Here is a 13019-nt window from a genome sequence, read left to right on the forward strand (position 1 = left end):
CAACTCCGGGGCAACGTGCGGAAAGTACCCCCGGGGGCTCACCGGCGCCGACATTTCGCCCGGATGCGGCCGGGGGCGCCGACGGGCCGCGAACCGAGGTTACCGATGGCCGACCTCCCGTGGTGGCCTCGGTGAAGCAGCGGGAAACACACTCTGTACCCTGGCCCGATCGTCGCCGCGCGAGCGGCAGTTGGGCCCCGGGTGGGAGGAACGGTCATGGGTGCTGCGCCGGTTCTGGAGGAGCTGCGAGAGGTCTGTCAGCCGCAGGCCAAGCTGGCGAGCCGTAACGGCGAGCACTGGGCCGGGCGCCTGTACATGCGGCGCGTCTCGCTGCGCTTCACCCGCCAACTGGTGCGCACGCGCATCACGCCGGACCAGCTGACCTGGACCATGGTCGGCTGCGGGGTCGCGGCGGGCGCCGCGCTGCTGATACCGGGCCTGCCCGGGGCCGTGCTCGCCGTGATCCTGATGCAGCTCTTCCTGCTCTTCGACTGTGTGGACGGCGAGGTCGCCCGCTGGAAGGGGCAGAACAGCGCCACCGGCATCTACGTCGACCGGCTGGGCGCCTACCTCGCGGACGCGGCGCTGCTGGCGGGCGCCGGGTTCCGGGCCGCCGAGAACGGCTTCGGCGGCTGGCTGTCGGTCGGGATCGCGACGGCGCTCGGTGTCGTCCTGCTGAAGGCCTCCACCGATCTGGTGGACGTGGCCCGTGCCCGGCGCGGGCTCGGCGTCGCCGACGACGAGTCGACCAGGCCGCGCTCGCAGGGCGTGGCCCACGTGCGGCGGCTGGCGGCGGCGTTCAAGATCCACCGGGTGACGAACGGCATCGAGGCGTCGCTGGTGCTGCTGGTGGCGGCCGTCGCGGACGCCGTGACCGACGGGCTCGAACCGACGCGCTGGGCGCTCGGCGCGCTGGCCGTGATCACCTGGGTGATGGTCCCGGCCCACCTCCTGTCGATCCTGTCGTCGTCCCGCCTGCGCTGAGCCGGTCGCGGCGGTCGAGCCCGCCGAGGTGGTCGAGATACGCGTGCAGCCGGGCCGAGCCCGCGAGCATCGCGCGCGACCGGGCCGTGAGCGTCAGGGCGCGCAGCGCGAGCGCGGCCCGCAGCGCCTCGCCGCTGCCCTCCCGGCGCAGGTCGTCGAGGACCGGGCGGAGCTGCCCGAGGCCGTGGTGCGCGCGGCGCAGGGTGTGGATCAGCCGGGCGTCGCGCACGTCGGCGGGGGAGTAGCGGCGGTAGCGCGTGCCCCGTTCACGGCCGGGCGTGAGCAGGCCGGCGTCCTCCCAGACGCGGAGCGTGGACGTGCGGACGCCGAGCAGGTCCGCGACCTCCCCGATGCGCAGCCCCGCCCGCGGCACGGCTTTCGGTGGCTGTTTGGCGAGGGACTCCAGCGCCTCGCCCGTCGCCCGCAGCGCGGCGCGCTCCTCGTGCAGCGCCGCGTGCGCCGCGTCCACGAGGGCGAGCGCGCCGGGCACGTCCGCGGCGTGCACCGCCCGCATGATCCTCGCCGCCTGTGCCGTCCCGTACCCCGCCGGCAGCGACCGGTACGTCAGCAGCGCCTGCCGGTGCACCTCCCGGAAGCTCCGGTACCCGGCCGCCGACCGCTCGGCCGGGGGCAGCACCCCTGCGTCCTCATAGTTGCGGATCTGCTGCGTCGAGACACCGACGGCACGCGCAAGATCCACGGTCCGCAGCCGCACCCCGCGGCGCCCGGCCCGGGTCAGTTGTCCTTCGGTTCCTCGCCGGTCTCCTTGCGGCGGAGTTCCTCCTCGCGGCGGCGCAGGTCCGCCTCCCAGTTCTTCAGGAGCTGCTCGTCCCGCTTGTTGTCCTCGGCGAGGGACTTCAGGAACTCGGGGTTGTCGTCCGGGGCGACCTGCTCGAACTGGTGGTTGCGGTGCCACTCGGACGGTGTGCGGCCGCCCGCGGGCGGCCGGCGGACCTTGCCCGCGGCCAGCCAGACGATCGGGCCGACGATCCAGAAGAGCAGGATGATGAAGACCCAGGCGATCTTGGGCACATGCCGCGCCTCGTCCTCGGGCGTGTTCAGGCAATCGATCAGCGCGAAGATCGTCAGTGCCAGCGGCACGAGGTACATCAGCAGCCTGAGCATGTCGAGAAGTCCTCTGGAAATGATGGAGGGGTTCCGCACCGGCCCCCCGTGACGGGGCCAGGGTAGCCGCTCGGGGATACTGGACCCCATGGCTTATGACGATCTTCGCTCCTTGCTCAGGGCTCTGGAGCGCGAGGGGGACCTCAAGCGCATCAAGGCCGAGGTCGATCCCCATCTGGAGGTCGGGGAGATCGTCGACCGGGTGCAGAAGTCCGGCGGCCCGGCACTGCTCTTCGAGAACGTGCGCGGCTCGCGCATGCCGCTCGCCATGAACGTCTTCGGCACCGACCGACGGCTCCTCAAGTCCCTGGGCCTGAAGTCGTACGGCGAGATCTCCGACAAGATCGGCGGACTGCTCCGCCCCGAACTGCCGCACGGCTTCGTCGGCGTGCGCGAGGCCTTCGGGAAGCTCGGCGCCATGACCCACGTACCGCCGAAGAAGGTCAAGTCGGACAGCGCGCCCGTGCAGGAGGTCGTCCTGCACGGCGAGGACGTCGATCTGCACGCGCTGCCCGCGCTGTTCACCTGGCCCAAGGACGGCGGCTCCTTCTTCAATCTGGGGCTCACCCACACCAAGGACCCGGAGACCGGGATCCGCAACCTCGGCCTGTACCGCCTCCAGCGCCACGACAGGCGCACCATCGGCATGCACTGGCAGATCCACAAGGACAGCCGGAACCACTACCAGGTCGCCGCCCGCAGGGGCGAGCGGCTGCCGGTCGCCATCGCCTTCGGCTGCCCGCCCGCCGTGACCTACGCGTCCACCGCCCCGCTCCCCGGCGACATCGACGAGTACCTCTTCGCCGGGTTCATCGCCGGCAGGCGGATCGAGATGGTCGACTGCAAGACCGTGCCCCTACAGGTGCCGGCCAACGCGGAGGTCGTCCTGGAGGGCTGGCTGGAACCCGGCGAGATGCTGCCGGAGGGCCCGTTCGGCGACCACACCGGCTTCTACACGCCCCAGGAGCCCTTCCCGGCGCTCACCATCGACTGCGTCACGATGCGCAGCCGGCCCCTGCTCCAGTCGATCGTCGTGGGCCGCCCCCCGACGGAGGACGGACCCCTCGGCCGGGCGACCGAGCGCTTCTTCCTGCCCCTGCTGAAGATCATCGTCCCGGACATCGTGGACTACCACCTGCCCGAGGCGGGCGGCTTCCACAACTGCGCGATCGTGTCGATCGACAAGAAGTACCCGAAGCACGCCCAGAAGGTGATGCACGCCATCTGGGGCGCGCACATGATGTCGCTGACGAAGCTGATCGTGGTCGTCGACGCGGACTGCGACGTGCACGATCTGCACGAGGTCGCCTGGCGGGCCCTCGGCAACACGGACTACGCCCGCGACCTGAGCGTCGTGGAGGGCCCCGTCGACCATCTCGACCACGCCTCCTACCAGCAGTTCTGGGGCGGCAAGGCGGGCATCGACGCGACGAGGAAGTGGCCCGAGGAGGGCTACACGAGGGACGGGGGCTGGCCGGACATGGTCCTGTCGGACCCCGACACGGCGGCCCTGGTGGACCGCCGCTGGAAGGAGTACGGACTGTGAAGGGCACCGACATGACGGGGTGCGGCAGCGCGGGGACGGGACTTCCCGGCCGCCGCGGGGGCGATCCGGAGTACGTCCTGTGAGCAGCGCTTCCGCCGCGATTCCGCAGCCGGGACGCACCAGGGCGTTCCTGCGCCTGGTGATGATCGAGCACTCCGTGTTCGCGCTGCCCTTCGCCTACATCGCGTCGCTGACGGCGATGTACGAGTGGGACAGGAACATCCACTGGGCCCGGCTGCTGCTGGTCACCGTCTGCATGGTGGGCCTGCGCACCTTCGCGATGGCGGTCAACCGGATCATCGACCGTGAGATCGACGCGCGGAACCCGCGCACCGCGCACCGCGAGCTGGTGACCGGCGCGATGTCCGTGCGGCATGCCTGGACCGGCGCCCTGGTCGCGCTGGTGGTCTTCCTCGGCGCGGCGGCCCTGCTGAACCCGCTGTGCCTGGCCCTCGCCCCCGTCGCGGTGATCCCGATGGTGGTCTACCCGTACGGCAAGCGGTTCACGAACTTCCCGCAGGCCATCCTGGGCCTGGCCCAGGCGATGGGTCCGGTCGGCGGCTGGCTCGCGATCAGTGGCGAGTGGTCCTGGAACGCGGTGATCCTCGGGCTCGCGGTCGGCGTCTGGATCGGCGGCTTCGATCTGATCTACGCCTGCCAGGACGTGGACACCGACCGGGCGATCGGCGTCATGTCGGTGCCGGCCCGGTTCGGCATCCCGGCGGCGATCTGGGGCGCCCGGGTCTGCCACACCATCACGACGGCCCTGTTCGTCTGGTACGCGGTCGCCACGGACGCGGGCGCCTTCTTCTGGCTGGGCCTGCTGATCGTGGCCGGCGCGTTCGGCTACGAGCACACGATCGTCCGCCCGCACGATCTGTCCCGCCTCAACCGGGCGTTCTTCTCGACGAACGGTTTCATCGGCATCAGCCTCTTCGTCTGCGCCCTGATCGACCTGCTGATGCGGGGGCTGACCGTGTAGCTCCCTCGCCCCTTCGAGTGGCGGAGGGCGGACGGCTGGTGCGGGGATCGTGCCCAGGCTGCCGCCCCGTCCTGAACACGATGGGGCGCGCCGGTACGCTCGTGGTGTGAACGCAGGAGAAACGCAGCGCGCGCCTTGGATCGTGGGGGTGTCCGGAGCTTCCGGAACACCGTATGCGGCGGCCGTGCTGCGAGCGCTGCTGGCCGCGGGGGAGCGGGTCGACCTCGTCGTGTCCCGGGCCTCGCGGCTCACGCTGCTCGACGAGACCCAGATCGCCTTCCGCGACGGCCACTGGCAGGACGACCTGCGGGAATGGCTGTCGCGTGGGGCCGACGGCAAGCCCGGGACGTTCGCCGTGGACATCGAGCCGGTGCGGTACTGGAACGCGGGGGACCTGGCCGCCGGGCCGTCCTCGGGCTCGTACCCGGCGCGGGGCATGCTGATCGTCCCCGCCTCCACGGCCTGCGTGGCCGGTGTGGCGCTCGGCCTGTCCAAGGACCTGCTCCAGCGGGCGGCGAGCGTCACCCTCAAGGAGCGCCGCCCGCTGGTCGTGGCCGTACGGGAGACCCCGCTGAACGGTCAGACGCTGCGCCACCTGGTCGCCCTGGACGACGCGGGCGCGACCGTGCTGCCCGCCTCACCGGCCTTCTACGCGGGCGCCGGCCACATCCAGGACCTGGTGGACTTCGTGGCCGGCCGGGTCCTCGACGCGGCGGGCGTGCCGCACCGGCTCTACCGGCGCTGGGCGGGCGAACTCGGCGGTGGCAGCCGGACCGAGTGAGTATCAGACGGCGCCGGCAGCGCTCACCTCTTCGGAAAACTTCAGGAACTCGGCAGATCTCACATCGGATCTCCTCAGCGGAAGGCTTCGATCGCATGGACGCGGTGGACAGGCAGCTCATCCAGGCCCTGAGAGAGAACGGCCGGGCCTCGTACGCGGAGTTGGGGCGCCTCGTCGGACTGTCGGGCCCCAGCGTCACCGACCGCATCAACCGGCTGGAGGCGGCCGGCGTCATCACCGGCTACCGGGCCACCGTGAACGCGGCCTCCCTCGGCCTCGGTGTCACGGCCCTGATCGGTATCTCCCTGTCGGACGCGGCGGACCACGAGGACGTGGCCCGCAGGCTGAAGGACCTGCCCGAGATCGAGGACTGCTGGTTCATCGCGGGCGACGACTCGTTCATGCTCAAGGTGCGGGCGACGGACGTCGACGGCCTGGAGCGGATCATCCGCCGGCTGTCCGGGACCAAGGGCGTCTCGCGCACCCGCACCACCATCGTGCTGTCGACCAAGTGGGAGAACCGGGTGGGTGTGCTGCCCGAGGAGGTGTAGCCGCAGGGGCGTACGGTGGGCGGAGTCTTCGAGAGAGAGGTAACGGCATGGACGTCGGGCTCAAGCGCGAGCTGGAGGAGAAGGTCCGGGCGGGCGTCCGCCTGACCCGCGAGGACGGCATCGCGCTGTACGAGTCGGACGACCTGGCGTGGCTGGGCGGTCTCGCCCACGAGGTGCGCACCCGCAAGAACGGCGACGTCGTGCACTTCAACGTCAACCGGCACCTCAACATGACGAACGTGTGCACCGCGTCCTGCGCCTACTGCTCCTTCCAGCGCAAGCCGGGCGAGAAGGACGCGTACACGATGCGCATCGAGGAGGCCGTCAAGCTGGCCAAGGCGATGGAGGCGGAGAACCTCACCGAGCTGCACATCGTCAACGGCCTGCACCCGAACCTGCCGTGGCGTTACTACCCGCGCTCGCTGCGGGAGTTGAAGGCGGCCCTGCCGGACGTCTCGCTGAAGGCGTTCACGGCGACGGAGATCCACCACTTCGAGACCATCTCCGGGCTCAGCGCCTCCGAGATCCTCGACGAGCTGATCGACGCCGGTCTGGAGTCGCTGACCGGCGGCGGCGCGGAGATCTTCGACTGGGAGGTGCGGCAGCACATCGTCGACCACCGCACCCACTGGGAGGACTGGTCGCGCATCCACCGGCTGGCGCACGAGAAGGGGCTCAAGACCCCGTGCACCATGCTGTACGGCCATATCGAGGAGCCCCGGCACCGGGTGGACCATGTGCTGCGGCTGCGTGAACTCCAGGACGAGACCGGCGGTTTCCAGGTCTTCATCCCGCTGCGCTACCAGCACGACTTCGTCGACCTGAAGGACGGCAAGGTCCGCAACCGCCTCCAGGCCCGGACGCAGATGGCGACCGGAGCCGAGGCGTTGAAGACGTTCGCCGTCTCCCGGCTGCTGTTCGACAACGTCCCGCACGTCAAGGTGTTCTGGGTGATGCACGGTGTGCAGACGGCCCAGCTCGCGCTCCAGCACGGCGCCGACGACATGGACGGCTCGGTCGTCGAGTACAAGATCACCCATGACGCGGACAACTTCGGCACCCCGAACAAGCTGACCCGCGAGGACCTGCTGGACCTCATCCGCGACGCCGGTTTCCGCCCGGTGGAGCGCAACACGCGGTACGAGATCATCCGCGAGTACGCCGGCCCGGACCCCCTGCGCCGCGAGTCACCGCAGCCGATGCGCGTCTGAAGAGTGTGCGGTGCCTGTGTGGCGGTCGTCCAAGGGACCTGCCTGAGGGGTGCGGCCACTGTCCACCCGCGGCCGGGTGTGGTCCGGTCCCATCCGGGCCGGGCGCCGTGCGCGAGTGTGCGGTGCCTGAGGGGCGCGGGGAACTGCGCGCCCGACCACCGTCCACGCGCGGCCGGGTGTGGTCCGGTCCCATCCGGTCCGGGCGCCGTGCGCGAGTGCGTGGTGCCTGGGTGGTGGGGGTTCGGGGGATCGGCTTGAGGGGCGCGGGGAACTGCGCGACCAGCCGCCGTCCGCCCGCAGCCGAGCCCCGTGCCCGCGCGTGCAGGCGGGTGGTCGCACAGTGGTGTTCGGGTAATAGATACAATCACCTCATGCCCCTTACCTTTACGCTCGATCCCGTCGTCACCCCGGCCCTGCGGGACGGCGTCGTCGAGCTGTGGACGAACGTCTCCAACGCCGGTGGTGCCGTGGGCTTCGTGCCGCCGGTGTCGCGGGAGGAGATACGCCCGGAGCTGGTCAGGCACCTGGTGGCGATGGCCGAGGGCCGCACCCGGCTGCTCGTCGGGCAGGACGCGGCCGGTGAGGTCGCCGCGACGGCGTTCCTCACCTTCAACACGCACCGGCTGATGCGGCACTGGGTGTGGCTGTACACGGTGATGGTGCACCCGAAGCACCAGGGCCGCGGCCACGGCCGCGACCTGCTGGCCGCCGCCGCGGACGCGGCCCGCGGCATCGACGGCATCACCGCGATCCGGCTGACCTGCCGGGGCGGGCTCGGCCTCGAGCGGTTCTACGGCGGCTGCGGCTACAAGGAGGTCGGCCGGGTGCCCGGCGCGATCCGCGTCGCCGACGGCGACGACCGCGACGACATCACGATGCTGCTGCCGCTCACGTGACACCCGACACCCGCCGCCACGACCGGGCGGCTGGCGTGCTTCACTGGATGATGCCCTTTGGGGTGTTCCGACCTCCTCCGGCTCCGTCGAGCGGAGGACCGCCAGAAACGGAAGAGTGGATTGAGATGCTCCGCTACACGCTGATGCGCCTCGGTATCTTCGCGGGCTGCCTCCTCGCCGTCTGGGGCCTCGTCTACTCCGGTGCCTTCCCGCGCGGCTTCGGCGACTCCAACTTCCTGTGGGTGCTGCTGCTCGCGATGGTGATCTCGGCGCCGATCAGCTTCGTCGTGCTGCGCCGGGAGCGGGAGCGCGCCTCCGTGCAGATCGTGCGCAAGGTCGACCGGGCGAAGGCCGATCTGGAGGCCAACCGCAGCCAGGAGGACGTGGCCGACGACACCACCCGCGCCCAGGGCCAGCCGTCCTGATCCCGCACCGGGCGTCCGGGGCCAACTAGTCTGGCCCCATGGGTGCCGTGAAGACCAAGCGGATGCCGCGGGCGGTCCGGGAGCAGCAGATGCTCGACGCCGCCGTACGGATCTTCGGCCGGCGGGGGTACACGGCCGCGTCGATGGACGAGATCGCCGAACTGGCCGGCGTGTCCAAGCCGTTGGTGTACCTGTACCTGAACTCGAAGGAAGACCTGTTCACGGCGTGCATCCGGCGTGAGGCCAAGGCGCTGACGGGCGCGGTGCGCTCCGGGGTCCGGCCCGGGCTGCCGGCCGACCGCCAGCTCTGGGACGGGCTGCGGGCGTTCTTCGCGCACACCGGCGAGCACCCGGACGCCTGGTCCGTGCTGCACCTTCAGGCCCGCACCCATGGCGCGACCTTCGCGGCCGAGGTCACGGCGATGCGCGAGGAGATCGTCGCGTTCGTGACGCAGCTGATCGTGGTCGCGGCCCGGGAGGCGCACCGCAACCCGGATCTGCCCGAGCGTGAGGTCGCCGGGCTCGCGGAGGCGCTGGTGGGCGCGGCCGAGTCGCTCGCCGCCTGGGCCAACGCCACCCCGGGCGTCACGGCGCGGGAGGCGGCGGAGACCCTGATGAACTTTGCGTGGGCGGGCCTGGCCAACCTGATGGCCGACCGCCCCTGGACGCCGCCCGAAGAGCCGGAAGCGCCCGAAGCGCCCGGGGAACTCGGCGAGCCGGTGGCTCAGCCCGGGTAGACGGCGCCGGTCACCTGGATCCGGCCGTCCCCGCCGCGCACTTCGAACCGCCCGCCGCCGGCCGCGTACGTCACCGTCCCCGGCAGTAGCACCGGCGCCCGGAACTCCGCCCGCACCCGCACCGCCTGAGGTGTCCCGTGCGCGGCGAGGCAGCGGGCCACCGTCCACATGCCGTGCGCGACGGGCCGCGGGAAACCGAACAGGCGGGCGGTGAGCGGATGGAGGTGGATGGGGTTGCGGTCGCCGGAGGCCGCGCCGTAGCGCCGGCCGAGGTCCCCGGCCAGCCGCCACTGCGCGAGCGCGGGCAGCGGCCCGTGCTCCGGCCGCTCGGCCCCGGCAGCGCCGGATGTCCGGTGCCGCGCCAGATAGGTGCTCCGCGACTCCCAGACGACCTCGCCGTCGGCCCTCAGCACGGTGGCCACGGATGCTTCCGTACCGCGCCGGTGCGGCGCCAACCCCTCTGTCCGCACGCCGAGTTCGTACTCACCGGTGGCCGTCAGGGCCCGGTGCCGGGTCAGTTCCACCGATGTGTGGACGAGCCCGAGCAGCGGCAGCGGGAAGGCGCGGTCGCTCATCAGCCGCATGGCCAGCGGGAAGCCCAGCACATGGGGATAGGTCACGGGCAGGGCGTCGTCACCGGTCGTGAAGCCGCACACCCGCTCGTAGGCCGCAAGCCGCGCGAGGTCGATGCGCAGGGCGGGCAGCACGAGCCGCTCCTGCGGGAAGTCCGCGTCCGGACGCGGCCGTTTGAAGGGCGACAGCACGGCGCCGCGGGCGAGCAGCGGCGCGAGCGCGGGGGACCGCGCGAGGACGACGGACATCACGCCCCCAACAGGCTCTGGCCGCACACCCGCACGACCTGCCCGTTGACCGCGCCGGAGGCCGGATGAGCGAGCCAGGCGGTGGTCTCGGCGACGTCGGCGGGCAGCCCGCCCTGGGCGAGCGAGTTCATGCGCCGGCCGGCCTCCCGGATGAACAGCGGGATCGCCGCGGTCATCCTCGTTTCGATGAACCCGGGTGCCACCGCGTTGACGGTGATCCCGTGGTCGGCCAGGGCGCGCGGGGCGAGGGAGTGCACCAGTCCCACGATCCCCGCCTTGCCGGCACCGTAGTTGGTCTGTCCCGCGTTGCCCGCGAGGCCGGCGATGGAGGCGGTGGCCACGATGCGTCCGCCGGCCCGCAGCGTTCCGCGGGCGAGCAGCGCGTCCGTCGTGCGCAGCACGCTGCCCAGGTTGACCTCCAGCACCGAACTCCACCGTTCGGCGGGCATGTTGACCAGCCGGCGGTCCCGGGTGATGCCCGCGTTGTGCACGAGCACGTCCAGGCCGCCCGGGAGCGCGGCGGCGATCCGCTCGCCGGCGTCGGCGGCGCTGATGTCCAGCGCCAGCGCGCTGCCGCCGAGCCGCTCGGCGACCCGGCGGGCGTCGGCCTCGGCGGCGGGCACGTCCAGGACGACGACCTGTGCCCCGTCCCTGGCCAGCGTCTCGGCGACGGCCTCGCCGATCCCGCGGGCGGCGCCGGTGACCAGGGCGGTGCGCCCGGCCAGCGGCCGGTCCCAGTCGCCGGGCCCGGCCACCGGGCCCGTGCCGACGTGGATCACCTGGCCGCTGACGTAGGCGGACCTGGGGGAGAGCAGGAAGCGGAGGGTGGACTCGGCGGCGGGTGCGTCGCCGAGCCGCAGCAGGTTGACGGTCCGGCCGCGGCCGATCTCCTTGCCCAGGGACCGGGTGAAGCCCTCCAGGGCCTGCTGGGCGGCCGACTGGTGGTGGTCGGCCGGGTCGAGCGGGGCGCCCAGCACCAGCACCCGGCCGCTCTCGGCGACGGACCGGACGACCGGGTGCAGCGCGGCGTGCACTCCGGCGAGCGAGTCGACGTCCCGCACCCCGGTGGCGTCGAGGACGACGGCCGCGGGCCGCTCGTCGCCGCCGGCCGGCCCGGTGCGGGCCAGGACGGGCGCGAGGTCGAGGGCGGACGGGCCGGCCGTGAGGTGCAGCAGACCGCCGTCGAGCGCCGGGGACCGGGGCGACCAGCGGCGCAGCGCCGCCGGCTGGGGCAGCCCGAGCCGACGGGTGAGGAAGCGGCCGGGCGCGGTGCCGGTGAAGCTCAGATAGCGGTCGGCCATGTCTCCAACTCCCACGGGTTCGGTGCGGTACCGAGGTACGCCGAGGTACTCGTGCGATACCCGGTCGACTTACTCTGGAGTAAGGTTACCGGAGGTAAGCCTACGTCGGGGTGGAGGAGCAGGTCGAGATGAGTCCCCTTGAGCCGCCGCGGGTCCGCCGGGTCGCGGTGATCGGCGGCAGCCGCGTCCCGTTCGCCCGCGCCGACGGCCCCTACGCCACCGCCTCGAACCAGGAGATGCTCACCGCCGCCCTGGACGCGCTCGTCGAGCGGTACGGGCTCGACGGTCCGGGCGCGGTCGGCGAGTTCGTGGCGGGCGCGGTCCTCAAGCACAGCCGGGACTTCAACCTCGCCCGCGAGACGGTCCTCGGCTCGGCACTGGACCACCGCACCCCCGCCTACGACATCCAGCAGGCCTGCGGCACCGGCCTCCAGGCCGTCATCGCCGCCGCCAACAAGATCGCCCTCGGCCAGACCGAGGCGGCGGTCGCGGGCGGCGCGGACAGCGCGAGCGACGCCCCGCTGGGCGTCAACGACCGGTTGCGGCGCATCCTGTTGGAGGCGCGGCGGGCGAAGACGGCCGGCGGCCGGCTCAAGGCCCTCGCGAAGGTGCGGCCCGGGCACCTCGTCCCGGACATCCCGCGCAACGCCGAGCCCCGCACCGGCCTGTCGATGGGCGAGCACGCGGCCGTGACGGCCCGGACCTGGGCACTCCCCGAGCTCTCTCCTCCGTCGGAGCAGGAGAGAGCCCTGTCCCGCGAGGCGCAGGACGACCTCGCGGCGACCAGCCACCAGCGGCTCGCGGCGGCCTACGAACGGGGCTTCTTCCAGGACCTGGTGGTTCCCTTCCGGGGCCTGACCCGCGACCAGAACCTGCGTCCCGGCTCGACCGCGGAGAAACTCGCCGCCCTGAAGCCGGTGTTCGGCCTGGGCGACCCCGACCCGACCATGACCGCGGGCAATTCGACACCGCTCACGGACGGCGCGGCGTTGGTCCTGCTGGCCTCGGAGGAGTGGGCGCGGCAGCGGGGCCTGGAGCCGCTGGCTTACCTCACGGCGTACGAGACGGCGGCCGTGGACTTCGTGCACGGCGATGTGGCGGGCGGCGAGGACGGCCTGCTGATGGCGCCCGCGTACGCGGTGCCGCGCATGCTGGCGCGGGCCGGACTGGGCCTGGCGGACTTCGACCTCGTCGAGATCCACGAGGCGTTCGCCTCCCAGGTGCTGGCGACGCTCGCGGCCTGGGAGAAGCGGGGTCTGGGGCCGGTGGACCGGGCCCGGCTGAACGTCGCGGGGTCCTCGCTGGCCACCGGCCACCCGTTCGCGGCGACCGGCGCGCGCATCGTGGCGACGCTGGCCAAGCTGCTGTCGGAACGGGAGGGTCCGGCCCGCGGGCTGATCTCGGTGTGTGCGGCGGGCGGGCAGGGCGTCACGGCGGTCCTGGAGCGAACGTGAGGGTCCCTCACATAATCTTCGAGGTTGCACAGGCCCGGCTCCGGTCCCTTCCCGAAACCGCACAACCCCGCCACAGCCTGGCCGTACGATCATCAGTCAACCGCCGGTCATCCCTCATGTACGGCCGCTCCCTGATGTACGGCCGCCCGGCCCGCCGACGGTGAACGCCTCGGTGCGCGAGGCACGTACGTCATGCAGCAAGCAG

At 72.2% G+C, this 13019-nt stretch carries 14 protein-coding genes; 10 read left to right on the forward strand and 4 right to left on the reverse strand.

The genetic code is table 11. From position 1 onward, the window contains the following. Nucleotides 1–216: 216 nt before the first annotated feature. On the forward strand, nt 217–984 hold the full coding sequence (locus tag CTZ28_RS30790; protein ID WP_121892995.1) for a CDP-alcohol phosphatidyltransferase family protein: 768 nt from the start codon (nt 217–219) through the stop codon (nt 982–984). Here CTZ28_RS30790 and CTZ28_RS30795 read toward each other — a convergent pair. Beyond that, nucleotides 923–1684 (reverse strand): MerR family transcriptional regulator, encoded by a 762-nt coding sequence (locus CTZ28_RS30795; protein WP_259471896.1) that lies wholly within the window; start codon nt 1682–1684, stop codon nt 923–925. The two genes, CTZ28_RS30790 and CTZ28_RS30795, sit on opposite strands and share 62 nt — an antisense overlap. 35 nt (nt 1685–1719) lie before the next feature. Then, nucleotides 1720–2109 (reverse strand): PLD nuclease N-terminal domain-containing protein, encoded by a 390-nt coding sequence (locus tag CTZ28_RS30800; RefSeq protein ID WP_121892996.1) that lies wholly within the window; start codon nt 2107–2109, stop codon nt 1720–1722. A gap of 88 nt (nt 2110–2197) precedes the next feature. Here CTZ28_RS30800 and CTZ28_RS30805 point away from each other — a divergent pair, with 88 nt between their 5' ends. The 8 genes from CTZ28_RS30805 to CTZ28_RS30840 all read left to right on the forward strand — a co-directional run bounded on the left by CTZ28_RS30805 (nt 2198) and on the right by CTZ28_RS30840 (nt 9238). After that, the gene (locus CTZ28_RS30805; protein ID WP_121892997.1) at nt 2198–3655 is read left to right on the forward strand and encodes a menaquinone biosynthesis decarboxylase; all 1458 of its coding nucleotides are present in this window, start codon (nt 2198–2200) and stop codon (nt 3653–3655) included. A 79-nt stretch (nt 3656–3734) separates the two neighbouring features. Next, the gene (gene mqnP, locus CTZ28_RS30810) at nt 3735–4637 is read left to right on the forward strand and encodes a menaquinone biosynthesis prenyltransferase MqnP (RefSeq protein ID WP_121892998.1); all 903 of its coding nucleotides are present in this window, start codon (nt 3735–3737) and stop codon (nt 4635–4637) included. Nucleotides 4638–4743: 106 nt separating this feature from the next. Beyond that, the gene (locus CTZ28_RS30815; protein ID WP_121892999.1) at nt 4744–5418 is read left to right on the forward strand and encodes a UbiX family flavin prenyltransferase; all 675 of its coding nucleotides are present in this window, start codon (nt 4744–4746) and stop codon (nt 5416–5418) included. A 95-nt stretch (nt 5419–5513) separates the two neighbouring features. After that, nucleotides 5514–5969, forward strand: coding sequence for an Lrp/AsnC family transcriptional regulator (locus CTZ28_RS30820; RefSeq protein ID WP_121893000.1), 456 nt, complete (start codon nt 5514–5516; stop codon nt 5967–5969). Nucleotides 5970–6016: 47 nt separating this feature from the next. Then, a complete protein-coding gene (gene mqnE / locus CTZ28_RS30825; protein WP_121893001.1) occupies nt 6017–7180 on the forward strand; it encodes an aminofutalosine synthase MqnE in 1164 nt (387 codons plus the stop codon). 371 nt (nt 7181–7551) lie between these two features. After that, nucleotides 7552–8076: a GNAT family N-acetyltransferase gene (locus CTZ28_RS30830; RefSeq protein ID WP_121893002.1), complete on the forward strand. Its 525-nt coding sequence runs from the start codon at nt 7552–7554 to the stop codon at nt 8074–8076. Between the two features lie 125 nt (nt 8077–8201). Next, nucleotides 8202–8501, forward strand: coding sequence for a DUF4229 domain-containing protein (locus CTZ28_RS30835; RefSeq protein WP_121893003.1), 300 nt, complete (start codon nt 8202–8204; stop codon nt 8499–8501). Between the two features lie 38 nt (nt 8502–8539). Next, nucleotides 8540–9238 (forward strand): TetR/AcrR family transcriptional regulator, encoded by a 699-nt coding sequence (locus CTZ28_RS30840; protein ID WP_121893004.1) that lies wholly within the window; start codon nt 8540–8542, stop codon nt 9236–9238. On the opposite strand, the gene CTZ28_RS30845 is transcribed toward CTZ28_RS30840, so the two are convergent. Both CTZ28_RS30845 and CTZ28_RS30850 read right to left on the reverse strand, forming a co-directional pair. Then, a complete protein-coding gene (locus CTZ28_RS30845) occupies nt 9226–10059 on the reverse strand; it encodes a MaoC/PaaZ C-terminal domain-containing protein (RefSeq protein ID WP_121893005.1) in 834 nt (277 codons plus the stop codon). The two genes, CTZ28_RS30840 and CTZ28_RS30845, sit on opposite strands and share 13 nt — an antisense overlap. Further along, the gene (locus tag CTZ28_RS30850; RefSeq protein ID WP_121893006.1) at nt 10059–11360 is read right to left on the reverse strand and encodes a 3-oxoacyl-ACP reductase; all 1302 of its coding nucleotides are present in this window, start codon (nt 11358–11360) and stop codon (nt 10059–10061) included. Before CTZ28_RS30850 ends, CTZ28_RS30845 begins: the two co-directional genes overlap by 1 nt. A 128-nt stretch (nt 11361–11488) precedes the next feature. On the opposite strand from CTZ28_RS30850, the gene CTZ28_RS30855 reads away from it, so the two are divergent. Then, complete coding sequence (locus CTZ28_RS30855) at nt 11489–12814, forward strand: acetyl-CoA C-acetyltransferase (RefSeq protein WP_121893072.1); 1326 nt, start codon at nt 11489–11491, stop codon at nt 12812–12814. The last annotated feature ends 205 nt before the right edge of the window (nt 12815–13019 follow it).

The organism is Streptomyces shenzhenensis (assembly GCF_003688995.1).
Classification (GTDB): Bacteria; Actinomycetota; Actinomycetes; order Streptomycetales; family Streptomycetaceae; genus Streptomyces; species Streptomyces shenzhenensis_A.